A 23,475-nucleotide genomic window follows, 5' to 3' on the forward strand; every position below is an offset into this window, starting at 1 on the left:
AATCAACCCTGAGTTAAACTAATAATCAAGCGGTGGCTTTGTTGGCCACTCGCCCAGTACTTACGCTCAAATGGGGTAATTGCTTCATCTGCCCCATAAGCAGAAACCTGACAAACATTACCGGTTAGTTCAAGTGCTCTGGCAAACTCTTTAACGTAAATATCCCAGTTACTGCGCACTTCTAATTTACCGCCTAACTTTACAATAAACGGAAAAATAGCCGCGCCGTGCCAACGCCTACGAATATGTTTAGATTTAGGCCACGGATTGGGATAAAGCAAATAATGGTGGTTAGGTTGCCAGTTTGCTGCCACGGCTAAACGCCAAAAGTCGTTTAAGTCTGCTTGCACCAAAATATACTGACCACTGTCGGTTTGTTTATACTCTACATCGTGTTTATCTAAGCGGTGCGACGATTTATCAATACCAATTACCAGCGCATCAGGATGGCGCTTAGCTAAGTTAGCAGTACTTTCTCCCACACCACAACACGAATCTAAAATAAGTGGGCCATTAAACGCCTGTACTTTAGCATTCACCTCGTCAAACGCTGTTTGTGTATGCGCTGCTATTGGCTTTTTAAACTCTGCGTTTAAATGCTTGTTAACTATGTCATCCAGCTTTTCGTGAATACCCGCTTGGTTAGATACAATACTACGCGAATTTGCATCAGTCATTAGTGTCTTAGCCCCACACCTTTTTTAATTAATGTCAGCGCTAAGGTAAATAACGCGATAATAAATACTAAAATAACGCCAAGTGCCAAGCTTAAATCTACATCCGACACCCCTAAAAACCCATATCTAAATGCGTTAACCATATAAATAATAGGATTTACTTGTGATACGTTTTGCCAAAACTCAGGCAGTAATGTAATTGAATAAAACACCCCACCTAAATAAGTTAGCGGCGTTAAAATAAAGGTAGGAATAATACTAATATCGTCAAAGCTATTTGCATATATAGCATTTATTAAGCCACCGAGTGCAAATACTGCAGAGGTTAAAATAACGGTAGCCATAATGATAAAAATATTATGAATTTGAATATCAACAAACAATAACGATACGCAGGTAACAATAAAGCCCACCATTATTCCGCGCGTCATACCACCGCCCATATATCCAAGCACAATAATGTAGTTTGGCACTGGGGCTACAAGTAGCTCTTCAATACTTTTTTGAAATTTAGTAGAGTAAAAACTTGAGGCTACATTAGAGTAAGAGTTAGTAATAACCGACATCATTATCAGGCCAGGTACAATAAACTCCATATAACTAAAGCCGCCCATATCACCAATACGTGAGCCTATTAAGTTACCAAAAATAACAAAATATAAACTCATGGTAATTGCTGGAGGCACTAAGGTTTGCACCCAAATACGTAAAAAACGAATACACTCTTTAATCCAAATACTTTTTAAGGCTACGCCATATTTAAACATTTATTTGCCCCGACCTTGTTCTAATAATCCAACAAATAACTCTTCTAATCTATTTGCTTTGTTACGCATACTCAATACGGTATTACCTTGCTCGGTTAGCGCACTAAATACAGCGTTTAAGCCTTGCGATTTAGCCACTTCAACTTCAATAGTATGCTCGTCGTCCATTGTAAATTTATAACCCTCTAGGGTAACTGGCTTAGCCGGTGTTTTTAAGTCTAAAATAAAGGTTTCTTTATCAAGCTTAGATAACAGTGCTTTAATTGTGGTGTTTTCAACAATCAGGCCATTGTCTATTATGGCTATGTTTTTACACAATAACTCTGCTTCTTCTAAGTAATGAGTGGTTAAAATAATGGTGACGCCTTGCTCATTAATTTGGCGTAAAAAATCCCACATTGAACGACGCAGCTCTATATCAACACCCGCTGTTGGCTCATCTAAAATCAGTAATTTAGGCTCATGCATAAGTGCGCGAGCAATCATTAAACGACGTTTCATACCACCTGAAAGCGTACGCGCTTGTTTATCTTTTTTATCCAGCAGCCCCAATTGGGTTAAATACTTTTCGGCGCGTTTATGTGCTTCGCCGCGTGGTACACCATAATAACCCGCTTGAGTTACTAATATTTGAGTTAGGGTTTCAAATTGGCTAAAGTTAAACTCTTGCGGCACTAAGCCTAAATGCGCTTTAGCGGCCTCTAGGTCGGTGTCTATGTCGCAACCAAACACCTCTACCTTACCTTTCGTTTTATTTACCAGTGATGAAATAACACCAATTGTGGTCGACTTACCCGCTCCATTAGGGCCAAGTAAGGCAAAAAAATCACCCTCTCGCACTTGTAAATCAATACCCTTTACAGCTTCAACCCCATTAGTATAAACCTTGGTAAGGCCTGCTATATTTAAAGCAATTTGTTGCTTACTCATGACTTGCCCTCACCATAACCCCAACGCTTTGTTAGGTTATGTTCAATGTTTAAATGATCTAAAATTCGCGCCACCATAAAATCAACTAAGTCGGCAATACTTTGCGGCTGATGATAAAAACCCGGCGACGCAGGCATAATAGTGACCCCTAAGCGTGAAAGCTTAAGCATGTTTTCCAGATGAATTTGATTAAATGGTGTTTCGCGTGGCACTAAAATAAGATGGCCACGCTCTTTAATTACCACATCGGCGGCACGCTCTAGTAAGTTGTCAGATGCGCCAACAGCAATAGCCGAAACAGTGCCCGCACTACAAGGGCACACTATCATTTTTTTAGGGGCAGCTGATCCTGAGGCAACTGGGCTAAACCAGTTGTCTTTACCATATACTTTTAGCTGTTCTGGCTTAGCGTTATATAGCGCACTTAATTGCTCACTTGCTTTGGTTTCATTACCTGAGAGCTTAATACCGGATTCGATGTCAAATACCACTCGCGCTGCACTTGAAATAAGCACATACACCTGAAATTGCTGTTCAATTAATACTTCTAACAATCTCAAGCCATAAGGCGCACCCGACGCGCCGCTAAATGCTAAGGTAATTGTGTCTTTAAATTGCAAATTATTCTCCGCTGTATTTATTAGCCAATGCATCAACTAGTTGCTGATGCAGGCCATTAAAACTACCATTGCTCATTATTAAAATATGTTGATTAGCTGCTATATTATCAAGTACGGTATCAATAATTACCTGTGTACTGCTAAAACACTGCATACCGGCTGCAGCAGCTTGTTCGCTCAGCGACCAGCTTAGGTTTTCTGGCTCAAAAAGCAGTACCTCATCGGCATCACTCAACGAGGCAAGTAATGTATGTTGATGCACGCCCATTTTCATGGTGTTTGAACGCGGCTCTAAAATAGCAATTATTTTATCATTGCCTACTTTAGCGCGCAGCCCTGCTAATGTGGTTTGAATAGCCGTTGGATGATGCGCAAAATCGTCGTACACTTTTATGTTATTAATATCAGCTTTGAGCTCCATGCGTCGTTTAGGGCTAATAAACTCACCAAGTGCCGCTATACTATGCTCAACGGCAATACCCACATGGCGCGCAGCTGCTATGGCCATAATAGCATTTTTAACGTTGTGCTCACCCATTGCCTGCCAATTAACGGTGCCTTGTCTTTCATTATTTAAAAACACCTTAAACTCACTGCCATCGGCTTTTACTAGTTCATAATTCCAATCAATACCCAAGGTTTCACTTTCGCTCCATAGTCCTTGAGTTATTACATCACTAAGTGCTTGATCATCCTTTGGCCAAATAACTTTGCCACTTTGTGGTACTGTACGTATTAAATGATGAAATTGTTTTTTAATCGCGTTTAAATCGTCAAAAATATCGGCATGATCAAACTCAAGATTATTTAAAATAAGTGTTCGCGGTAAATAATGCACAAACTTACTGCGCTTATCAAAAAATGCCGTGTCGTATTCGTCTGCTTCAATAACAAAAAAAGGCGTTTCGCCTACTTTGGCCGACACGCCAAAGTTTTGCACAATGCCACCAATTAAAAAGCCCGGTTTTAAACCCGCATACTCTAAAATCCATGCAAGCATACTTGCTGTGGTGGTTTTACCATGTGTACCAGCAACCGCAAGTACCCATGAATTTTGCAATAAGTTATGTTTTAGCCATTCAGGCCCAGATGTATAAGGCAGACCTTTATCAAGTACATATTCAACGCATGGATTGCCTCGGCTCATGGCATTGCCAATAACCACCATGTCTGGCGCTGGCTCTAATTGGGTTACCTCGTAGCCCTGGGTTAGCTCAATTCCGAGCTCTTCAAGCTGCGTGCTCATAGGTGGATAAACGTTTTGATCAGACCCCGTTACTTTATGGCCAAGCGATTTAGCAATCGCAGCTATCCCACCCATAAAGGTGCCACAAATACCTAAAATATGAATATGCATCTACTTTCCTTTAATCGTGTGCTTACTTTGCACAGCAGCAAAGTTTAATGGCGCTATAATGCCAAAATTCGCGCTTCGTTACCATTGTGCGTGCGCATTTCACTGTTGCCAAAAACGCCTAAGTAACTTAATAATTAAGCCACTGAAGTTAAAAGTATCACTGACAAAAAAGCCTTCCACACTAGGAAGGCTTTTAAACGCTTAAATTAAACGAGTCAAAAATATTAATTACAGCGTTAAAAATACAATTAACCCGACCCCTAGCAATAATCGGTAAATAACAAATGGCAACATTCCCATGCGTTCTATTACTTTTAAAAACATATAAATACAGGCATAAGCCGATAAGAATGACAACACAACACCTAATAACAAGGTGTTCCAGTCAACTACATGCTCCCCTAGTGCAAGCTCAACGGTATAGTAAAGGCCCATCATAGAAATGATAGGTATTGCCAGTAAAAACGAAAAGCGTGCAGCACTTTGTTTATTCATGCCAAGCATTAAACCCGCAGTCATAGTAATACCTGAACGTGACGTGCCTGGGATCATCGCAACGGCCTGTGCTAGGCCTATAATAAGCGCGGTTTTCCAATTTAGCTGATAAATCGTTTTAGTTTGCTTACCTTTTGCATCCGCATACCAAAGCAATAAACCAAATATAATGGTGGTAACCGCGATCACCCATGCGCTACGCAAATAAAGCTCTATCATATCTTTTAAAAGCAAACCTAAAATAGCGGCTGGAATTGTGCCTAAAATTATCCACCAGCCTAATTTACTGTCATCGGTGCTACCTTGCGCACCAAACGACTTAAACCATGCACTAAGTATGCTGCTTACTTCTTTACGAAAATAAATCACTACTGCAATTAAAGTACCTACATGTACTGCAACATCAAATGCTAACCCTTGATCTTCCCAGCCCAATATTTGCGATGGTAAAATTAAGTGCGCAGAGCTAGAAATAGGCAAAAATTCAGTAAATCCCTGAATAAGAGCTAAAACAATAATTTCAATAATACTCATGGGTTAGAAAACTCCACTTTCCATAGTTTTTGTTGAGGGTTGTTGTACTCGCGCCAAAGCTCGGCAATGGTTTGCTGTGCAACAGGGTGATAAAAATGTGGAGCTACTTCAGCTAGAGGCTGTAATACAAAGGCGTTTTTTGTAATTTCGTCACGTGGTAACTGTGCGGGAGAGTCGCAAATTACATCATCATAAAATAGTAAATCTAAATCGAGGGTCCGCGGGCTAAACTTTTTATCGTTTGCAGTGCGACCATTATTGCGCTCAATTTGCTTTAGTAAGCTACATACATTTGCTAATGGCATATCGGTTGTAGCACCAACTACCGAGTTATAAAAGTTATTACCAGCAAATCCAACCGCTTCACTTTCAAATACTGAGGAATGCACTAAGTCGTTAAAGTGCGGCTTAAGCGCTATAAGCGCGCAGCGCATATAATGCGCCTTATTAATATTTGACCCTAAACTAATATAAATTTGCGCCATTTAAATACTTGCCTTAGTACGCGTAATTTCAACACCCACAGCTTGCGCCTGAGCAACGGCTGCAGGTTTACTTACTCGAATAGTCACTTGTGGGGTATTAAACTCAGTCAAAATTATATGCGCTAATTGCTCAACTAAGGTTTCGAGCAGTTCTACCGGTTTTACCGTACTGTGCTCAATGATCCGCTCACTTACTTTTGCATAATCGAGTGCTAAATTAATATCATCGTTTGCAGCTGCAGGTTTAATATCACTTAACATTTCAACGTCAAAGTAAAGGCTTTGTTTACTTTCTTTTTCAAAGTCGTACACTCCAATAATAGTGTCGACGTGTAATTGCGATATAAATACCTTGTCCATTAATGCTCCTAATGACAGTAACAAGCCACTGAGTTAACTGCATAATGTATCAATTAAATTAATACTGTATATACTTTAAGCAGTGTTTAAATACATATAAATTACTTCTACAATAACAAGGTAGCTATACTAGTTAGTAATTAAAGCAGTTTATAAATTTTGACGTCAATAATAGCCGAAAAAGTACAATTAAAAAATAAGGAAGCACGTGTTAGCCACTTTAATGTTTATTTTAGCCTATTTACTTGGGTCGATTTCGTCGGCCATACTCGTCTCGCGGTTATTTAAACTCCCCGATCCGCGTAGTAATGGCTCTAATAATCCAGGGGCAACTAATGTTTATCGGCTGGGGGGCGCACTACCCGCTTGTTTAGTACTGGTATTTGATATTTTAAAAGGCACTATTCCCGTTTGGGGGGCTTACTTTTTAGATCTTGAGCCGCTTGCGCTTGGTTTAGTCGCTGTGGCTGCCTGTTTAGGGCACATGTTCCCGTTATTTTTTGGTTTTAAAGGAGGTAAAGCGGTAGCCACTGCTTTTGGGTCTTTATTACCTATAGGGCTATCTCTGGCGGGTTTGTTAATTTGTACTTGGTTTATTATGGTAGCGATAACGCGCTATTCTTCTCTTGCTGCCTTAGTTGCGGTTTCGCTTGCACCTTTATACACTTGGTTAATAAAGCCACTTTATACGCTACCCGTTACCTTTATTACGGTACTAATTATTTTTAGGCATCGCTCTAATATCGCACGGTTATTTAGTGGTGACGAGCCAAAAGTGGGCGCTAAAAAAGCACCCACTGATGAAAAAAGCGATATTTAACTGCTATTAAATGGCTTCTAGACTGTCGATTGGCCAGCGTGGTTTAGTTTTCATATCAAGGGTAGCAAATTGCCCTGCTTTTAATCTTTGCATCCCTGCGTACGCAATCATAGCGCCATTGTCGGTACAAAATTCGGTACGCGGATAATACACTTGGCCTTTCATACCTTGCATCACACGCTCTAACTGCAAACGTAACTGCGTATTAGCACTTACACCACCAGCAATTACTAACCGTTTTATACCTGTTTGCTTAAGTGCACGTTTGCATTTTATTACCAAGGTATCGATAACCGCGGTTTGAAATGCATGCGCTATATCGGCTTTAGTTTGCTCGTCATCATTGTTTTCACGAATAGTGATAGATGCTGCTGTTTTTAAACCACTAAAACTAAAATCTAAGCCGGGCTTGTCTGTCATCGGACGTGGAAATATAAATCGCTTAGCTACTCCCTGCTCTGCCATTTTAGCTAAACGTGGGCCACCGGGGTAATCAAGTCCTAGTAATTTTGCTGTTTTATCAAATGCTTCGCCTGCTGCATCATCAACCGACTCACCCAGCACTTCATACTGGCCAATACCGGCTACCTTAACCATCATGGTGTGTCCGCCCGATACTAGCAAAGCAATAAACGGAAACTCAGGAACATTTTCCTCAAGCATGGGCGCCAATAAATGCCCTTCCATATGATGCACTGCTACAGCAGGAATATCCCAACCATAAGCAAGAGAGCGACCAATTGAGGTACCGACTAAAAGTGCGCCAACTAAACCAGGGCCTGCTGTATACGCAACGCCATCTAAATCTTCAGGTCCGCAACCCGCTTGTGCAAATGCAGCGTCGATAAGGGGCAGTGTTTTACGTACATGATCCCGTGATGCCAGCTCTGGCACTACACCGCCATAGTCTGCGTGTACTTTTACTTGGCTATATAATTGATGCGCCAATAAACCTTTTTCGTCATCGTATATAGCAATACCGGTTTCATCGCATGACGATTCAATGCCCAAAATTCGCACTGTTTTTCTCCTGCCACCTATTTAGGTGCTTTTTAAACTAAATTATTTACGTTTTATAATGTTAAACCAATATTGGTTTGCCCATCAGCAAGCACATGTTTTTTAAGTTCTTTAACATTATCAGAGGTCACACGGCCCATGGCTTCTACAAAATCAATTAGCTCACCTAATACATCCATTTCGTATTGCATTAGTGGGTGTTCGCGTATTGCTTTGTTATCGGCAACTTCACCTTCAACAGTCATTTGATACTCAATAAAGCGGGCAACCGTTGCTTGCGATATTTTACTTATATTTATGAGCTCTTGCTCATCTTGCGCCATTAAACCATGCATAAGACTTAATAATGCGGTCGCGGCATCAATTGCCGGATACGTACCAAACATATCAAAGTCAGCTAGCTCAGGCACATTGGGTTCTATTTTCTCGATTTGCTTTTCAAGATCAATCTTACTTTTTGGTAGCAGTATTTTCTCCCAGCAAACATTTAAAGCACTGCGTAAAACGGTTTCGTCACCAAACCCTGTTGCTTCACTAAATAGGCCATAGTTAGGTAGCATACGTTCAATTAAGGCACTGGCTAACACTGCTTTTTGTAAGTAGTTTAGCTCTCTAATACGCTGAAAGTTATTTGCTTTTGTCATTTTTTAACGTCTCGCATGACCAACAAAATTCAAATGTTGATCCATTATGCTCATTACAATTAGGACACACCCAATCTGGAGCTGATTGTTTTACTTGCTGGTAGTTTACCAATATTTGTCGCGCATGGCGCTCTTTTATCGCATAAACCTGCACACTGGCTTGAGCCTGATCAAACGGTATTTCTCCTAAAGCTCCTTGCAGCATTTCACCTTTAATTTGACACTCTATGCCATCATTTAAGATTAAGCCTTTAATTATATTCGCTTCTAAACTATTTTCAGCGCGATATATTGTTATCCATGTGAAAGGGTCAGCGGTTAAGTTATCACTATTAGTATTTTGCAATTTTCACCTCATTTATTTGTGTTTACAATGCCTTTCATTAATGTGTTAATTCATAAACTAGCCAGCTTGCAGGAATAAATATGACACTTACAACTCCAGGATTACTTTTTCCGGCTATTTCATTGTTACTACTTGCCTATACAAACCGATTTTTAGTAATAGCGCAATTAATTAGAGGATTAAACGCCCGTGAAGGTGAATCAATTCGCCCGGTTGTTGTTGCGCAAATAACCAATTTAAGAAAGCGTATAAAACTTATAAGAACCATGCAGGTATATGGAGTTGTATCTTTTTTACTATGCACACTTTCCATGTTTGCGTTATTTATAGAGCTCAATACTACTGGAATTATTTTATTTGGCGTTAGTCTTACTTGCTTAAGTTTATCGTTATTAACCTCGTTATTTGAAATTCATATTTCTTGCGATGCAATTGAAATAGAACTGCAAAGCATTGAAAATAAACCATTGAGCAACCGGGTTAGTCGTAACTTTGTTGAATAAAAGCTTATAGTTTCAAATAATAATTTTTGCACAGTGGTTTATTAACCCTTAAGGCAAAGCTACTTTATATGTTACTTGCATAATAAAAGCTTAAAACACATAACAAACTATTAGTTATTAACCTAAAGGATAATACTATTTAACAATTTCACTCTTTAATTAATACTAAAAGAGGGATATGCTGATTGAAATTTATTATAAATTTACAATCGCATTTAAATATTACTTATTAATTTTAATAGATTAATAAGTAATATTACTATGTTCGCGTATATGCGACTTACTTATAAAAAGGGACTATAAAGTGAGATTTGAACAACTGGAACAATTCATAGCACTTGGCATGTTACGCCACTTCAGACAAGCCGCAGAACAAACTAAAATAAGCACGTCGGCGCTTACACGTAGCATTCAAACTCTTGAAGAAGAAATAGGCTACGAGTTAGTTAAACGCTCTACTCGCTCGGTACACCTTACCGATGCTGGTGAACTTTTTCTTGATTATGCTAAAAATACGCTTAGTGAGTTGGCATTAACTAAGCAGCGTATTTTTCAATCTATTAATGGCACTATTGAAAAAAAGCTAATTATTGGCTACACCAACAAAGCAAGTAGTGTTGTACCTATTTCGTGTGGGCAATTTTTAAATCAATATCCGCATATTAAAATTGAAATGCAACTCCAAGATAAACAAGAACTTTCGCGTAAACTGCAACAGGGCGAAATAGATATTAGTGTTTATTCGCAAGCCATTAATAGCATTGGTAGTGATATTCACTTACCTGATCAGCTAATTTTATTTGTTTCTAAAAACCACCCTCTTGCGCATAAAGCCGACATTAGCAAACAAGAGCTAGATCACTACCCTATGTTTGGTTGTTTTTCACAATCTAAACCCGTACAACTTATGCTTAATGAAGCCATTGATGGATTAAACAAATCATCTAGCATTAAAGTTGGCAGCATAGAGCAAGTAATGGCAGGTCTTGAAAAGTCAGATCATTTTGCAATAGCAGGCATTGAGCACACCAATGCTATTGCTGAAAATAGTAATCTTATTCAGTTAAAAACCAATAAAGACCTAAGCCGTGAGCAACTTATAGTACAAACGAGTCAAAAAATTGAAGTGGGTGAGCATATAGAGCACCTGTTATCACTGATAAAAAAAATGGCTATGACGGTAAATTAATAAATAAAATAAGTGCCTTTAAACATATAAATGATGGCTATTAAGTTGCTTTGCACTAGACTAGCTGCTCTTTATTTTAATAATTAGTATCAATGGGCAACTTTATTACCTCAGAAATATATTTAGATCATATTGAAGCTTATGGTTACGCTATTGTTGAAAACGCCATTGATGAAGGCTTAATGTCTGATTTAATGGCCGATTGTTACCGGATAAACCGGCACTTTAGCTTAGCTGGAATTGGCCGCTTAAATAATCAGCAAATTGATAGCACTATTCGCAAAGACAAAACATACTGGTTTGATGGCAGTTCGCAAGCCCAAAAAAATTATCAAACTGCGATGGAAGGCATTAGAACAACACTTAACCGGTGTTTTTTTATGGGGTTATTTGATTATGAATGCCACTACGCAAAATATACTTTAGGTGATTTTTATAAAAAGCATGTTGATGCTTTTAAAGGTCGTTCTAACCGTGTTTTTACCACCGTTTTATACTTAAACACGCCACAGCAAGGCGGCGAGTTAGTTATTTATAAACCTAAAAGTAAAGACATTGAAATTACTATTAGGCCAACAGCTGGCACCTTAGTATTATTTGAAAGCGAACGCTTTGTTCATGAAGTGCTACCTGCGGTTGATGAACGCTACTCGATTGCTGGTTGGTTCAGAAAAAACACGTCAATCAGTGGCATTATTGATCCACCCCGCTAACAATACTCTACCCTGTTATTAAAATGCGACAGGGTAGGAAAACAATAAGCCGATAAAAAAGGCTAATCCTACATAATGATTGTTTAAAAACGCTTTAAAACAATCGGTGCGTGCGCGTTGTTGAATAAGCACTTGTTGGTAAACTAACAATACAATAGCAACACTAAGACCAAGCCAATAACTCAGCCCAATATTATTAAGTGCTCCTATAGCGAGCATTAACGCTATAAAGGCTAAATTAAGTAACCCTATAATGTGACGATCGTATTTACCAAATAAAATAGCGGTAGATTTAACCCCTATTTTTAAGTCATCATCTCTGTCGACCATGGCATACATAGTGTCGTAGGCTACCGTCCAGCAAATATTAGCAATAAATAACAGCCAAGCCTGTATAGGAAGTGCATTAATTGACGCCATAAAAGCCATAGGAATAGCCCAGCCAAATGCTGCGCCTAACACCACTTGCGGTAATTGTGTATAACGCTTCATAAACGGGTAACAAAACGCTAAAGCAAGTGCACCAAAAGAGAGTAATATTGTATTTACACTAAGCATTAACACCAGTAAAAATGCGACTGTTATTAATAATATAAACAAACTAATCGCTTCACCACTACTAACCTGTCCTGAAACTAATGGCCGCTGCATTGTACGTTTAACCGAACCATCTATTTTTCTGTCGGCAAAATCATTAATAACGCATCCGGCGCTGCGCATTATCACAACACCCAGCGTAAATACTATAAAGTTAGTTAAACTTGGCATTCCTGCATTTGCTAACCACAGCGCCCAATATGTTGGCCAAAGTAATAGTAAAGTACCTATTGGTTTATCTATACGCATGAGCGCAATATAATAAGGAATATGGCTTGGGGTTAAACGCGCTAATTTCATGAGTACAAATACGCTCCTGGTAAAAACACTTCACACACTAAAAATTTATAGTCTTTAAGCGAAAATAGACTGCGACGGCCAAGTAAACTTTGCGATGGTAACTTTAATTGTGCGACAAGCTGTTGTAATGAATGCTGGGTATTAAAGCGCGCAATTTCTATATCTGTGCGGGTTAATTGTGGATCTTGAAAAATCACATCGCCTAATGGTCGCTCCCCCATATTATGTAATTTATTATTTGCGGCGTTAACACTTGCTGGCAACCAGCTTTGCGCATATACAACCGGTTTATTGTCGCAAAGTAAAAGTACCTCACGGTTAAGCGCAGTAGTTTGCGTACAGCCTAATAATTGTTGTTGCTCTGCACTAAGCTCAAACTCTTGCTCACTAAGTACTTTTACACTAAAACACTGTGAGCGACTTTTTAATTTGGCTGTTAATGAATGCGGTTCAAATAACCACTCTTGCTCTGCACTCGATAAATCACTAAACAGTGAGGCACATTGCCAATCGGCAGATAATGAAACAGGGAAAGTAATCACAATTGCTCTACTTAATAAAAATCAGTTGAATAATAACATTGCCAAAGCATTTGAAAAAGTACGATTTACTGCCACTAATAGTTGCTCTGCGCTGTATATTAGGCACTATAAGGTATAGACTATTTACAACACGTTTATAAAAAACAGCATTTAACATGAAAAAAACAGTATTCGCCGGTCTTTTTGTACTTATAGCAAGTTTAGTAAGCTTAACCGCACGAGCAGACTCGACTGTGGGTTACTTTGGTTTTGAGCCAGACATTATTACCAACTACATTGGCACATCGAGTAAAAAAATGGGCTATGTGCGTGTTACTGTTGATTTAATGCTTAATAATGCATCAGACATTGCAACCGTAGAGCACCATACGCCATTGCTACGCGACGCCTTAGTTGAAATTTTATCTAAAGAACCTGAAGGTAAAATAAAATCGCTCAGTGGCCGTGAAGAAATAAGAGTAAAAAGTGCAGCAAAACTTAAAAGCTTATTAAAAGAAGAAACGGGACAAGAGATCATCCGTGAAGTCTTGTTCACCAAGTATTTATATCACTAATTGTGGCTTTTAGTTTTTAACATAGACGTGGTAACGGCATAAGCCATACCGCTAATTAACCCGCCTAAATGCGCCCAATTAGCCATTCCTATAAACAACACATCCGCAAATCCAAGCACCAACCAAATTAGCATAAAACCAATAATTGCAGTGCTTACTAATGCAGGTTGTTTAGGGTTTAAGGCGCTGTAAATCCAGCAAAAGCCAAGTAGCGCATACACCACACCACTTAATCCGCCAAAGTTAGGGCCAACCATTAAATATTGTGCCCAATTGCTGATTAAGGCACTTACTACAAATAGCCCTATTAGGCTTAGCTTGCCACATTGTTTTTCGATGTTATCGCCAAGCGACACCCACCAAACTAAGTTAAATACAATGTGCATGGCGCTAAAGTGCACTACTGCAGGGGTAATCCACGTTAATGGCTCGGCAGGATTAAACTGCAACGTGGTATATATTGTTTCAAATCCACCCAATAAAAATGCAATATAAATAACAATACTTAAAATACTAACCGTTTGATTAAGCCAGCTAAGCGCTTTAAATCGCGCCATTAAATTCAGCGATTGCCCTTGGTACTTAAGCGGTGATTGCGTGCTTCCTACTTCCCAAGATGCTTGCTGATAGCGGACATGATTAGGATTTTGCGTAAACTCAGTCCAAAGCGGCTGCACTTGATGAAAGTGCTCAGGTAATACGCTAATAATTACTGTGCTACCATCTGTTGAGCGTAACTCACCTTGCAAGCCTTGGCTTTTTAAATAGTCTATAAAGCCTTGTGCAGCACGCGGATTATTTAAACTGCCAAGCTCTATCATCGTTCAACTTTCTCGCTGTAGGTCGCTTCCCACGCTGTAAAACCGCCATCCATACTGTACACATCTTCAAAACCTTGCTCCACTAAGTAGCTTGCTGCGCCTTGCGAGCTCATACCGTGATAACAAACAATAATGATTGGCTGATCAAACTCTTTTTCCATCATAAAATGTGCAATATTAGCGTTCGAAAGCGCTTCAGAACCAGGAATATGCCCCGCTTGATATGAATTTGGATCGCGGATGTCTGCAATTACCACGTCTTCTTTATCTAATAATTCAAGAGTTTGTGCTATTGATATATGTTTAAATGCCATTGAAATCTCTTTTAAAATAATTAAATCAATAAAAAAGGCGACTCAAGCCGCCCTTTTAATACCATTTATAAAACCGTATTAAACTAAATTAATCCCAGTTTAGTATCACTTTGCCTGATTGTCCTGAAATCATCATATCAAAACCAGCTTGAAAGTCGTCTATTGAATATTGATGAGTAATAATTGGGTTTAAGTCTAAACCTGATTGAATAAGACTTGCCATTTTATACCAGGTTTCGAACATTTCACGGCCATAAATACCTTTGATCACTAAGCCTTTAAAAATAACTTGGTTCCAGTCTACCGCCATATCTGATGGTGGAATACCTAGCATGGCAACTTTACCGCCATGGTTCATATTATTTAGCATAGAATTAAAAGCACTTGGTACACCCGACATTTCAAGGCCAATATCGAAACCTTCAGTCATACCTAACTCTTTTATTACATCTTCAAGCTTTTCGTTGGCTACGTTAACAGCGCGTGTTGCACCCATTTTGCGTGCTAGCTCTAGGCGGTATTCGTTTACATCGCTAATAACTACGTGACGTGCACCTACGTGTTTTGCCACGGCCGCTGCCATAATACCAATGGGGCCTGCACCAGTAATTAATACATCTTCGCCTACTAAATCAAACGACAGCGCGGTATGTACGGCATTACCAAAGGGGTCAAAAATTGATGCTAATTCGTCTGAAATATTATCAGGAATTTTAAACGCATTAAACGCTGGTATAACTAAGTATTCAGCAAATGCACCTTCGCGATTTACGCCTACACCTGTGGTGTTACGACATAAATGTACGCGCCCTGCACGACAGTTACGACAATGTCCACACGTAATATGGCCTTCGCCAGATACTCGGTCGCCAACCTTAAAACCACGTACTTCTTGGCCCATATCAACCACTTCGCCAACATACTCATGGCCAACAACCATAGGTGTAGGAATAGTTTTTTGCGCCCACTCGTCCCACTTATAAATATGAACGTCGGTGCCACAAATTGCAGTTTTACGAATTTTAATTAGCAGGTCGTTATGGCCAACTTCTGGTTTTGGCGCATCTGTCATCCAAATACCCGGTTCTGCTTTTAATTTAGATAATGCTTTCATAATTCACACTCAACTAAAAAACCGCAGCTATAGCGCGGTTTACAATAAAATTAAATAACGCCCATTTCTTTACCAATACGGGTAAAGGCAGCAATGGCGGTATCAAGTTGTTCAATGCTATGTGCAGCTGAGATTTGGGTACGAATACGTGCCTGACCTTTAGGTACAACAGGGAATGAAAAACCGGTTACATAAATACCTTCAACTAATAACTTATCAGCCATTAATGATGCAACTTTAGCATCGCCTAGCATAACTGGAATAATGGCATGATCTTTACCACCACAGGTAAAGCCAGCTGCTTCCATTTGCTCGCGGAAGTATTTAGCGTTTGACCAAAGCTTAGCGCGAAGCTCGCCACCACTTTCTAGCATTTCAAGCACTTTAATCGATGCAGTCACAATTGCCGGAGCTAATGAATTTGAAAATAAGTAAGGACGCGAACGTTGACGCAACCACTCAACAATTTCTTTTTTACCTGATGTATAACCACCTGATGCACCGCCCAATGCTTTACCTAAGGTACCGGTAATAATATCTACGCGATCAAGCACGTTACAATACTCTGGTGTGCCTTTACCATTTTCGCCAACAAAGCCCACAGCATGCGAGTCGTCAACCATTACTAATGCATCGTATTTATCAGCTAAATCACACACTGTGGCTAAATCACAAATAACGCCATCCATAGAAAAAACGCCATCTGTGGCAATTAGCTTAGTTTTAGCACCGGCTTCGGTCGCGGCAATAAGCTGCTTTTCAAGGTCAGCCATATCGTTATTAGCATAACGAAAACGCTTAGCTTTACATAAACGTACGCCATCGATAATTGAAGCATGATTAAGTGAATCCGAAATAATCGCGTCTTCAGCGCCTAAAATAGTCTCAAACAGACCTGTATTAGCATCAAAGCACGATGAGTATAAAATAGTATCTTCGGTTTCTAAAAACTCACTGATTTTTTTCTCTAATGTTTTGTGAATATCTTGCGTACCACAAATAAAGCGTACTGAGGCCACACCAAAACCATGTGCATCTAAGCCATCTTGCGCTGCTTTAATTAGCTCTGGGCTATTTGCTAAGCCTAGGTAATTATTAGCACAAAAGTTAATTACTTTGCCTGATGCAACTTCAATTTGAGCTTGCTGCTGCGATAAAATAATACGCTCGCTTTTATACAAACCTTCAGTTTTTACGTCTTCAATTTGCTGTTGTAGCTGGCTAAAAAAAGCAGATGCTCTCATCTTTAGTCTCCATTTGATTTAACAGGTTAAACAGCAAAACAAAGCTACTGTTTATTATGTGGGGTATTGTAAAAGTTTAACGAATAAAATGCACTGTTTGCAGTTCATCGCAAATTATAAATTTGGCAGCAATTCCTGCCAGTTTACAGTGCCTGAATTGGGGGGCGTATTTGAATTTATAAAAGTGCTGGTAAATCATTAATTGAATTGAAAATAAAATCTGCAGTTTGTTTGGCGCTGTCATCAAACTGCTGGCCAGAGTGCACCAATACGCGCGTGGCAATGCCAGCTTGTTCTGCAGCTTGCATATCACTTTTTTTATCGCCTACCATAATACTTTGCTGCGGATCGATATTATGCTCACTAATACCTTGCAGTAGCATACCTGGAGCTGGCTTTCTGCAAGCGCACTGTTTTAAATACTCAGGCAATGCATTTATAGGATGATGAGGGCAAAAATAAACGTCGCTTATCAGTATTTGATGTGCGCTAAACTGTGCTTTCATCCAGCTGGTTAGTGCTATAAAGTCTGCCTCGGTGTAATAACCACGACCAATACCAGATTGATTAGTAACAATAATAATTTTATAACCGGCATCATAAAATGCCTTGCACGTGCTAAATACTCCTTCGATAAATTCAAACTGCTCACTTTGATACACATAGCCATGATCAACGTTTACTACGCCATCTCTATCTAAAAATAGTGCTTTATTTTTGTGTGATTGATTCATTATAACGACTCTTTTTGCACAACATGATCAAACATCGCTTTTACCGCATCAATGGTAATTTGGCTCATTAAATCGTTACCTTTAATACGTGTGCCCCAAGGCAGCTGCTGCGCTGTTTTACCCGTTTGCTTAAGCAAGTTTTGATGGTATACCTCAACCACATAGTTTTGGTATAAATACGGCCCTGTACGCGCTGGGTTTGAATGGGCATATAGCCCAATAACAGGAGTGCCTACCGTTACTGCCATATGAGCAGGGCCAGTATCTGGGGCTAGCACTACACTGGCGCGTTTTAACACGCATAACAATTCTTTAAGCTTAGTTTTACCAACTAGGTTTAAAATGCGGTGCTGGCTGTGTTTAATAATATTATTGGCAAGGTTTATTTCCAGCTCGGTAGGGCCGCCGGTCAATACCACTTTAAACCCTTGCTGATGAGCATAATCTGCAAGCGCAGCATAACGTTCGGGAAGCCAATTGCGCTGCGCTTTACTTGCTGCTGGAGAGATAACAAACAGCTTATTAGATAAATATTCTGCAGTGAGTAATTCATCGGCTGTGTTTTGATCTTGCTGTGTGTAAGGCATTTCCCAACTTGGCTGATAATCATTTACGCCAATGGCTTTAGCAAAGCCTTTAAACCCTTCTAGCACATGCGCATGTGGCTGCGCTGCAATACGTTTATTTATAAATAAGCTATGCAGCTCTTTTGAGCGCGCCCAATCAAAGCCTATTTTAACTTTTGCAGGAATACAACGTGCAACAAACCCGGCCCTTAGTGCTACCTGCATATTAAGCAGTACATCAAATTTTTGCCCTTTAAAAGTTTGCTTTAAATTTTTCAGTGCCACGCTGCCTTGTTTTTTATCAAACACCACCAGCTCAATACCGGGTAAGTTGGCCAATAACATAGCTTCTACTTTGCCAATAACCCAAGTGATTTTTGCATTAGGATGCGCTTTTTGAATCGCTTGTACTGCACTTACAGCATGGCATACATCGCCAATAGCAGAGAGTCGTAAAATACAAATAGAGGAGTAGTTAGGCACTGGAGTCACGCGTTTCCTTGGGCATTAAATAGTAAAACCCGATCTTAAATTATAATCGCGCTATTGCAAGTACTTATCCTCGGCTTTAAAACGCGCTAACATAGGCGCATATTTAAGTAATACCCGTGAGCTATGTTCAAACAACACGTCCAAGGTAAGCATACTCTGCTGACCCACCCTAGTTATGAAAATCAGGTTAATTTAAACTGGTTTAATGCCGACTACTGGCAGCAACAAAATAAAATAGTGGGTGCTAAAAAAGGCCGCGCAATGGCGTGGTTTTTTAAAAATAATGAACTAACCGCTGTGCTGAGACATTATTGGCGCGGTGGCTTGGTCGGTAAATTGCTCAGTGACCAATACTTTTATTTAGGCCTTGAGCAAACCCGAGTATATAAAGAGTTTGCCTTAATGGCGCAGTTAATTGAGCTTGGCTTAAATGTACCGACTCCTATTGCAGCAAAAGTGACTCAAAGCGGGTTAATTTATCGCGGTGATATTATTACCGAGGCGGTAACAGGTGCCAAAAGTGTACTGGATATACTTGTTGAGCGTGCTTTAACTGAATCTGAATTAACAAGTATCGCCACAACCATTGCGCTCTTTCACCGTAAAGGCGTATACCACGCAGATTTAAACATTAATAATATTTTATTTAATGACACTGGCCAAGTATATATTATTGACTTTGATCGCGGCGAAATTAAAACGCCCGCCTTACAATGGCAACAAAGTAATATGGAGCGCCTAAAGCGCTCATTTTTAAAAGAACAAGGCCGCAACCCTGTATTTAACTGGCAAGCCAGCGATTGGCAAGTCTTGTATGCTAGTTACACAAAGTTTAAGCGTTAACTTACTTTAGCAGCTAGTTAGCTAAAGCCAAGTACTTGGCAGCCACCTGCTCTGCGCTTACTTGTTGTAAAATAGCTGCATTTGTAACGTTTGGTTTATCTGACAGCACTTGTTCAATTGCATGTGCTAACTGCTCACTTTGCTGTATTGGCACTAAATATTTACTTAGTTCACCTGTTAGTATTTCACTAGGACCAAATGTACAGTTAGTGCTAACCACTGGTGTACCTACTGCAAGTGCTTCTATTAATACTGTTGGCAAGCCTTCATAATCTGAGCTTAATACTAGCGCTTTGGCATGCTTTATCCAATTATACGGATTTTGTTCAAACCCTGGCACAATAAGTTGCTCTGCAATTCCATATTGCTGTGCAAGTTTTAATGCCTTTGTCGGTTTGTTACATAACAGTACTAGTTTGTACTTTTTATCTAACTTAGCAAACGCTGCGAATAAAATATCGTGACGTTTTTGCTTGGCTAATCGCCCAACATGAATAAGGTAAGGCACATTAGGAATGTTAGTGTTTAGCTCACTGGCTTGCTGGTTGATTTTCTTTAAATCGAATGGGTTATAAATTGTAGTGATCGCACTTGGAGTAATTAAGTTACCTTGGGTAATTTCATTTTCAACCCCTTTGGATACACAAATGAGTGATTTACCATTTAAGTTTTGTTTACTTTTTTTAAGGTATAAATAAGAAAGAGGCCCTAATTTTTTTTGCCTTGCTAGCTCAGCATTTACTGAGTTATGCATAACAAAATGGACATTTTCTACATTACTACGCGCAAGCAGGTTATTACTACGATCTAAATTTGACAGTACTAAGTCAATGTACCCGACTTCACTTCTCTTTTTTTCAAACCACGACTCTAGTTTAGCGACACTTGCTTTTCGTAGCCAAAAACGGTCAACCTTCGACGCTCTATCCGTAAATAAGCTCTCAACTTGTAAGTTACTTGGGATATGGTATTCAACGCTATTAGCGAGTGATAAAATAGTCACATTGTGTTTAAGTGTCGCTATTTGCTCAGCTAAAGTAAGCATTACTTTTTCAGCACCACCGCCAACCAGTGAATCAATTACTATCACTATATTCATTATTTACTTCCAAATAATAATGCTTTTACACCTTGGTTAATTACATCAAAACTATGCACGTTTGCAAATAACGCGTAGTTACTGAGTATATTTTGATAATTAGGTTCAGTGATAATCTCGTTTACTTTATTGGTTATGTCTAAAATATCGAGTTCGGCTTTTGTTACCACGCCAGTAGTAACGCAGCGTGCAATACGGTTACTTTGATCTTTTGATATAGCGCAAGCAACTGTGGGAGTTTGTACCGCAATAGCTTGTAATAATGTATCGCCCGCACTCAATAGTGCTACTTTAGCTTGACTTAACAATGCCAAAAACTCACTACCCTGCTGACTTGGTATGCAAATTAATTCATCAGTTTGCGGTAACGGCTTGGTGTAATTGGGCCCAAAAACAACAACTCCCTTTAGCGAGGTACGTTGAGTGATGGCCAGTGCAGCTTGAAAATAAATATCAGCACAATTTTGACCGTTTAAAGTGTGTCCGCCTGAGCCTGCATTCACTATAAAATATTCATTTTTTGTTAAATCATAGTCGTTTAATGCTTGCTGCTTTTGTTGCTCAGAGGCAAACGCAGTATAGGAACCAACGTTATGCGGAGATGCTAAAGCAAAGGTATTTAATTTAAGCTTTTCTAGCCATGTAAGTGGCTCGATGCAGTAATCTGGCTGTATTACCCAGTGCACGTCAATTAAACCAATACGATTAAGCTTTAATCCTTTGGCTCGTTTTTTCTCATGTTGCGAAATGAAAACAACTTTTGCGCCCACTTTTTTTGCCGCTTTCATATGCTCAGCACGACCAGCACAATCAAACACCACCACATCAGGTTTATATTGTTCAATAAATTGACAAACTGCTTTGGTTTCTTTGGTTGCCGACCTCTCTAAAAGTGTGGTTTCAAAAGGGCAACATTTAGCGTAAGCCGTATGTTTGTTTAAAATAAAGTGGATATTTATATCCCCTGGGCATTCATTTTCTAGCGTTTGTGCTAGCAAAAGTGAACGCATATATTCACCAATGCCCTCTGGTGATGATACAGGAATAAATAAAAGTCGTTTTTTGCTCATTACAATCTCAATTTCCGATTTGACACTCAGTATATCAATCACATAGTTTTAGCGATAGATAGCGACCCTTTTTATCTTATTTTTAGCCTTACTGCGCCCATTTAGTTACTGCAATAAAGTGCTTTGATTGCTAAACTTAAGGTAATTTAAATCACAAGGATCTGAACTTTGCGAAACAAAATTTTTATATTATCTTCACTTTTTTGCGCAATGAGCGCGCCGGTTAACGCAGAGCCATGGGTAAAACCAGATGATTATGGGTTAAGAGCTGATATTCAACTTTTAGCCGATGCTGGCGTTATTTTAGCCCCGGTAACCACTTACCCTCTAATGTGGAAGAGCTTTATAAGTGAAGTAGATAACACTCCCCTAGGCCAGTTATCGCCAAACTTGCAAGATGCTTTATTACGGGTAAAACATCGTTACAAGTCTGAAAATACGGGCTCTCATAGTGTACAACTGTCTGCTTTTGCAAGTTCAGATACTATTGTTGCCACCAGTTTTGGCGCAACTAATACCCAAGAGTCAGAAGCATCAGCTGCCTACGCCTATTTAGGCGACAGTTTTGCCGCTAAAGTAGCGGTTAATTATCGCAATGATGGCAAGAAGTGTTTTGTTACAGGGAAAACTGCAGACGATATAGTGCTAGATGAGCAAGCACTTACTGACTGTAATGACACCTCCTTTGATGGCAGTTATATAGCTTACCGTTTAGGTAACTGGATTTTTAGAGCCGGTGCCATAGAGCAGTTTTGGGGCCCGGGGGTTGATAATAGTTTAATTATGTCGGGCAACGCTAAACCATTGCCTGCAATGAGCGTGACTCGTGAGCAAAGTACTGCCTTTGAAACCCCTTGGCTAAGCTGGTTAGGCCAATGGGGATTTACCGCACAAATGGCTCAGTTAGAATCTACTCGTGTAATTCCTGATGCTTTACTGTGGAGTACTCGCGTTAATTTCAGACCATTACAGCAATTAGAAATTGCACTGAGCTGGTCAGCGCAATGGGCTGGTGATGGCCAACCTAGTTCAGCGAGTGACTTTATTGATATAGTGACAGGTGAAGCAGCTTGTATAGATGGCACTACTACTTGTGATGATGAATTAAAATCTAAGATTGGTAATCAACTTGCGGGTATAGATATTCGCTGGTCTGACACTTTATTTAGCCAACCGTACGCAATTTATGCAAGTACCATTGGTGAAGATGCCAGCTCAAAGTTTAAACCTGTCGACAGAGCCTATTTATTTGGTGTACAAACTACTCATCGTATTTATGATCAAAACGTATTAGTAAATGTAGAGTACATAGATACGGGCGTAACATGCTCTGCTGAATCAAGCAGTGAAAACTGCTATTACGAGCATTCAGATTACAAATCTGGTTACCGCTACCATGGCCGTACCATAGGTTCAACATTTGATAATGACGCGCAATCACTAGTACTAACTGTGCTAGGCCAGCTTTCAAATGGAGATGATTGGCAAGTTAAATTACGCGATGTTGATTACAACAATGATAACCGCGATCGCTACCCTAATAACCCTGATTTAGGCAATACCATTACTAAAACAGCTTATAACAGTAAACAGCTTGAAATACGTTACAGGCAACTTGCTATGGGTGGGCGCTTAACGCTAGGCGCTTTTGCATCAAATAACGATGCAGCAGAAAACGACACATCTGCATTTGCTAAATATGAATATAACTTTTAAATTCGGGAT

Annotated in this window: 28 protein-coding genes; 7 read left to right on the forward strand and 21 right to left on the reverse strand. The window is 39.5% G+C overall.

From position 1 onward, the window contains the following. Positions 1-2: 2 nt before the first annotated feature. From H5058_RS09600 to folB, 8 genes are all read right to left on the reverse strand, one after another. The gene (locus H5058_RS09600; protein ID WP_182677860.1) at positions 3-677 is read right to left on the reverse strand and encodes a tRNA (guanosine(46)-N(7))-methyltransferase TrmB; all 675 of its coding nucleotides are present in this window, start codon (positions 675-677) and stop codon (positions 3-5) included. After that, entirely contained in the window at positions 677-1,444 is a 768-nt protein-coding gene (locus tag H5058_RS09605) for an ABC transporter permease (RefSeq protein WP_011328953.1), read from the reverse strand. Before H5058_RS09605 ends, H5058_RS09600 begins: the two co-directional genes overlap by 1 nt. Next, complete coding sequence (locus H5058_RS09610; protein ID WP_011328954.1) at positions 1,445-2,374, reverse strand: ABC transporter ATP-binding protein; 930 nt, start codon at positions 2,372-2,374, stop codon at positions 1,445-1,447. Next, the gene (locus H5058_RS09615; RefSeq protein ID WP_041454762.1) at positions 2,371-2,994 is read right to left on the reverse strand and encodes a flavin prenyltransferase UbiX; all 624 of its coding nucleotides are present in this window, start codon (positions 2,992-2,994) and stop codon (positions 2,371-2,373) included. The genes H5058_RS09610 and H5058_RS09615 overlap by 4 nt, the downstream gene beginning before the upstream one ends. 1 nt (position 2,995) lies before the next feature. Next, entirely contained in the window at positions 2,996-4,351 is a 1,356-nt protein-coding gene (gene mpl, locus H5058_RS09620; RefSeq protein ID WP_182677862.1) for a UDP-N-acetylmuramate:L-alanyl-gamma-D-glutamyl-meso-diaminopimelate ligase, read from the reverse strand. Between the two features lie 228 nt (positions 4,352-4,579). Further along, complete coding sequence (locus H5058_RS09625) at positions 4,580-5,380, reverse strand: undecaprenyl-diphosphate phosphatase (RefSeq protein ID WP_182677864.1); 801 nt, start codon at positions 5,378-5,380, stop codon at positions 4,580-4,582. Beyond that, the gene (gene folK, locus H5058_RS09630; protein ID WP_182677866.1) at positions 5,377-5,865 is read right to left on the reverse strand and encodes a 2-amino-4-hydroxy-6-hydroxymethyldihydropteridine diphosphokinase; all 489 of its coding nucleotides are present in this window, start codon (positions 5,863-5,865) and stop codon (positions 5,377-5,379) included. The genes H5058_RS09625 and folK overlap by 4 nt, the downstream gene beginning before the upstream one ends. After that, a complete protein-coding gene (folB, locus tag H5058_RS09635; RefSeq protein WP_182677868.1) occupies positions 5,866-6,225 on the reverse strand; it encodes a dihydroneopterin aldolase in 360 nt (119 codons plus the stop codon). A gap of 208 nt (positions 6,226-6,433) precedes the next feature. Between folB and plsY the strand changes: the two genes are divergently transcribed. Continuing rightward, on the forward strand, positions 6,434-7,045 hold the full coding sequence (plsY, locus tag H5058_RS09640) for a glycerol-3-phosphate 1-O-acyltransferase PlsY (RefSeq protein WP_058373966.1): 612 nt from the start codon (positions 6,434-6,436) through the stop codon (positions 7,043-7,045). Positions 7,046-7,051: 6 nt separating this feature from the next. Here plsY and tsaD read toward each other — a convergent pair whose 3' ends face one another. Genes tsaD through H5058_RS09655 form a run of 3 tightly spaced genes read right to left on the reverse strand, consistent with a single transcriptional unit; the run spans position 7,052 to position 9,055 of the window. Beyond that, complete coding sequence (tsaD, locus tag H5058_RS09645; protein WP_011328961.1) at positions 7,052-8,065, reverse strand: tRNA (adenosine(37)-N6)-threonylcarbamoyltransferase complex transferase subunit TsaD; 1,014 nt, start codon at positions 8,063-8,065, stop codon at positions 7,052-7,054. A gap of 53 nt (positions 8,066-8,118) precedes the next feature. Beyond that, positions 8,119-8,709, reverse strand: a complete 591-nt coding sequence (locus H5058_RS09650; protein WP_011328962.1) for a YjaG family protein — start codon at positions 8,707-8,709, stop codon at positions 8,119-8,121. Next, entirely contained in the window at positions 8,693-9,055 is a 363-nt protein-coding gene (locus H5058_RS09655; RefSeq protein ID WP_011328963.1) for a DUF2007 domain-containing protein, read from the reverse strand. The genes H5058_RS09650 and H5058_RS09655 overlap by 17 nt, the downstream gene beginning before the upstream one ends. A gap of 80 nt (positions 9,056-9,135) precedes the next feature. On the opposite strand from H5058_RS09655, the gene H5058_RS09660 reads away from it, so the two are divergent. From H5058_RS09660 to H5058_RS09670, 3 genes are all read left to right on the forward strand, one after another. Further along, positions 9,136-9,558 carry a DUF2721 domain-containing protein gene (locus tag H5058_RS09660; RefSeq protein ID WP_011328964.1) on the forward strand — a complete coding sequence of 141 codons (423 nt, stop codon included), beginning with the start codon at positions 9,136-9,138 and terminating at the stop codon, positions 9,556-9,558. A gap of 304 nt (positions 9,559-9,862) precedes the next feature. Then, positions 9,863-10,747, forward strand: coding sequence for a LysR family transcriptional regulator (locus H5058_RS09665; protein WP_041454528.1), 885 nt, complete (start codon positions 9,863-9,865; stop codon positions 10,745-10,747). 92 nt (positions 10,748-10,839) lie between these two features. After that, positions 10,840-11,460, forward strand: coding sequence for a 2OG-Fe(II) oxygenase (locus H5058_RS09670; protein WP_182677870.1), 621 nt, complete (start codon positions 10,840-10,842; stop codon positions 11,458-11,460). Between the two features lie 18 nt (positions 11,461-11,478). Here the strand turns inward: H5058_RS09670 and ubiA are convergent, their stop codons facing one another. Then, the gene (ubiA, locus tag H5058_RS09675; RefSeq protein WP_086994012.1) at positions 11,479-12,357 is read right to left on the reverse strand and encodes a 4-hydroxybenzoate octaprenyltransferase; all 879 of its coding nucleotides are present in this window, start codon (positions 12,355-12,357) and stop codon (positions 11,479-11,481) included. Then, on the reverse strand, positions 12,354-12,899 hold the full coding sequence (locus H5058_RS09680; protein WP_011328968.1) for a chorismate lyase: 546 nt from the start codon (positions 12,897-12,899) through the stop codon (positions 12,354-12,356). The genes ubiA and H5058_RS09680 overlap by 4 nt, the downstream gene beginning before the upstream one ends. Before the next feature lie 155 nt (positions 12,900-13,054). Between H5058_RS09680 and H5058_RS09685 the strand changes: the two genes are divergently transcribed. Beyond that, positions 13,055-13,453 carry a flagellar basal body-associated protein FliL gene (locus H5058_RS09685; RefSeq protein ID WP_182677871.1) on the forward strand — a complete coding sequence of 133 codons (399 nt, stop codon included), beginning with the start codon at positions 13,055-13,057 and terminating at the stop codon, positions 13,451-13,453. Here the strand turns inward: H5058_RS09685 and glpG are convergent. The 6 genes from glpG to H5058_RS09715 all read right to left on the reverse strand — a co-directional run bounded on the left by glpG (position 13,450) and on the right by H5058_RS09715 (position 18,738). Further along, positions 13,450-14,274, reverse strand: a complete 825-nt coding sequence (gene glpG, locus H5058_RS09690) for a rhomboid family intramembrane serine protease GlpG (RefSeq protein WP_182677873.1) — start codon at positions 14,272-14,274, stop codon at positions 13,450-13,452. The genes H5058_RS09685 and glpG overlap by 4 nt on opposite strands. After that, positions 14,271-14,588 carry a thiosulfate sulfurtransferase GlpE gene (gene glpE / locus H5058_RS09695; RefSeq protein ID WP_182677875.1) on the reverse strand — a complete coding sequence of 106 codons (318 nt, stop codon included), beginning with the start codon at positions 14,586-14,588 and terminating at the stop codon, positions 14,271-14,273. Before glpE ends, glpG begins: the two co-directional genes overlap by 4 nt. 88 nt (positions 14,589-14,676) lie before the next feature. Next, complete coding sequence (gene tdh, locus H5058_RS09700) at positions 14,677-15,702, reverse strand: L-threonine 3-dehydrogenase (protein ID WP_011328972.1); 1,026 nt, start codon at positions 15,700-15,702, stop codon at positions 14,677-14,679. Positions 15,703-15,752: 50 nt separating this feature from the next. Next, positions 15,753-16,946: a glycine C-acetyltransferase gene (locus H5058_RS09705; protein WP_011328973.1), complete on the reverse strand. Its 1,194-nt coding sequence runs from the start codon at positions 16,944-16,946 to the stop codon at positions 15,753-15,755. Between the two features lie 176 nt (positions 16,947-17,122). After that, complete coding sequence (gmhB, locus tag H5058_RS09710; protein WP_182677877.1) at positions 17,123-17,680, reverse strand: D-glycero-beta-D-manno-heptose 1,7-bisphosphate 7-phosphatase; 558 nt, start codon at positions 17,678-17,680, stop codon at positions 17,123-17,125. Continuing rightward, positions 17,680-18,738 (reverse strand): glycosyltransferase family 9 protein, encoded by a 1,059-nt coding sequence (locus tag H5058_RS09715; protein WP_182677879.1) that lies wholly within the window; start codon positions 18,736-18,738, stop codon positions 17,680-17,682. Before H5058_RS09715 ends, gmhB begins: the two co-directional genes overlap by 1 nt. A gap of 123 nt (positions 18,739-18,861) precedes the next feature. On the opposite strand from H5058_RS09715, the gene H5058_RS09720 reads away from it, so the two are divergent. After that, the gene (locus H5058_RS09720) at positions 18,862-19,581 is read left to right on the forward strand and encodes a 3-deoxy-D-manno-octulosonic acid kinase (protein ID WP_182677881.1); all 720 of its coding nucleotides are present in this window, start codon (positions 18,862-18,864) and stop codon (positions 19,579-19,581) included. Between the two features lie 13 nt (positions 19,582-19,594). Here the strand turns inward: H5058_RS09720 and H5058_RS09725 are convergent, their stop codons facing one another. After that, positions 19,595-20,680, reverse strand: a complete 1,086-nt coding sequence (locus H5058_RS09725) for a glycosyltransferase (RefSeq protein WP_182677883.1) — start codon at positions 20,678-20,680, stop codon at positions 19,595-19,597. Next, on the reverse strand, positions 20,680-21,750 hold the full coding sequence (locus tag H5058_RS09730) for a glycosyltransferase family 1 protein (RefSeq protein WP_182677885.1): 1,071 nt from the start codon (positions 21,748-21,750) through the stop codon (positions 20,680-20,682). The genes H5058_RS09725 and H5058_RS09730 overlap by 1 nt, the downstream gene beginning before the upstream one ends. Before the next feature lie 210 nt (positions 21,751-21,960). Here H5058_RS09730 and H5058_RS09735 point away from each other — a divergent pair, with 210 nt between their 5' ends. Then, a complete protein-coding gene (locus tag H5058_RS09735) occupies positions 21,961-23,466 on the forward strand; it encodes a capsule assembly Wzi family protein (RefSeq protein WP_089368980.1) in 1,506 nt (501 codons plus the stop codon). Positions 23,467-23,475: the final 9 nt, after the last annotated feature.

Origin of the sequence: Pseudoalteromonas sp. SR45-4, assembly GCF_014163535.1 — a bacterium.
In the GTDB taxonomy this organism is placed as follows: domain Bacteria; phylum Pseudomonadota; class Gammaproteobacteria; order Enterobacterales; family Alteromonadaceae; genus Pseudoalteromonas; species Pseudoalteromonas nigrifaciens.

Coding starts and splice junctions, on each gene's coding strand:
- H5058_RS09600 (WP_182677860.1), bottom strand. CDS start 677: ATGACTGATGCAAATTCGCGTAGTATTGTATCTAACCAAGCGGGTATT.
- H5058_RS09605 (WP_011328953.1), bottom strand. CDS start 1,444: ATGTTTAAATATGGCGTAGCCTTAAAAAGTATTTGGATTAAAGAGTGT.
- H5058_RS09610 (WP_011328954.1), bottom strand. CDS start 2,374: ATGAGTAAGCAACAAATTGCTTTAAATATAGCAGGCCTTACCAAGGTT.
- mpl (WP_182677862.1), bottom strand. CDS start 4,351: ATGCATATTCATATTTTAGGTATTTGTGGCACCTTTATGGGTGGGATA.
- H5058_RS09625 (WP_182677864.1), bottom strand. CDS start 5,380: ATGAGTATTATTGAAATTATTGTTTTAGCTCTTATTCAGGGATTTACT.
- folK (WP_182677866.1), bottom strand. CDS start 5,865: ATGGCGCAAATTTATATTAGTTTAGGGTCAAATATTAATAAGGCGCAT.
- folB (WP_182677868.1), bottom strand. CDS start 6,225: ATGGACAAGGTATTTATATCGCAATTACACGTCGACACTATTATTGGA.
- H5058_RS09650 (WP_011328962.1), bottom strand. CDS start 8,709: ATGACAAAAGCAAATAACTTTCAGCGTATTAGAGAGCTAAACTACTTA.
- H5058_RS09660 (WP_011328964.1), top strand. CDS start 9,136: ATGACACTTACAACTCCAGGATTACTTTTTCCGGCTATTTCATTGTTA.
- H5058_RS09670 (WP_182677870.1), top strand. CDS start 10,840: ATGGGCAACTTTATTACCTCAGAAATATATTTAGATCATATTGAAGCT.
- ubiA (WP_086994012.1), bottom strand. CDS start 12,357: ATGAAATTAGCGCGTTTAACCCCAAGCCATATTCCTTATTATATTGCG.
- H5058_RS09685 (WP_182677871.1), top strand. CDS start 13,055: ATGAAAAAAACAGTATTCGCCGGTCTTTTTGTACTTATAGCAAGTTTA.
- glpG (WP_182677873.1), bottom strand. CDS start 14,274: ATGATAGAGCTTGGCAGTTTAAATAATCCGCGTGCTGCACAAGGCTTT.
- glpE (WP_182677875.1), bottom strand. CDS start 14,588: ATGGCATTTAAACATATATCAATAGCACAAACTCTTGAATTATTAGAT.
- tdh (WP_011328972.1), bottom strand. CDS start 15,702: ATGAAAGCATTATCTAAATTAAAAGCAGAACCGGGTATTTGGATGACA.
- H5058_RS09705 (WP_011328973.1), bottom strand. CDS start 16,946: ATGAGAGCATCTGCTTTTTTTAGCCAGCTACAACAGCAAATTGAAGAC.
- gmhB (WP_182677877.1), bottom strand. CDS start 17,680: ATGAATCAATCACACAAAAATAAAGCACTATTTTTAGATAGAGATGGC.
- H5058_RS09720 (WP_182677881.1), top strand. CDS start 18,862: ATGTTCAAACAACACGTCCAAGGTAAGCATACTCTGCTGACCCACCCT.
- H5058_RS09725 (WP_182677883.1), bottom strand. CDS start 20,680: ATGAATATAGTGATAGTAATTGATTCACTGGTTGGCGGTGGTGCTGAA.
- H5058_RS09730 (WP_182677885.1), bottom strand. CDS start 21,750: ATGAGCAAAAAACGACTTTTATTTATTCCTGTATCATCACCAGAGGGC.
- H5058_RS09735 (WP_089368980.1), top strand. CDS start 21,961: ATGAGCGCGCCGGTTAACGCAGAGCCATGGGTAAAACCAGATGATTAT.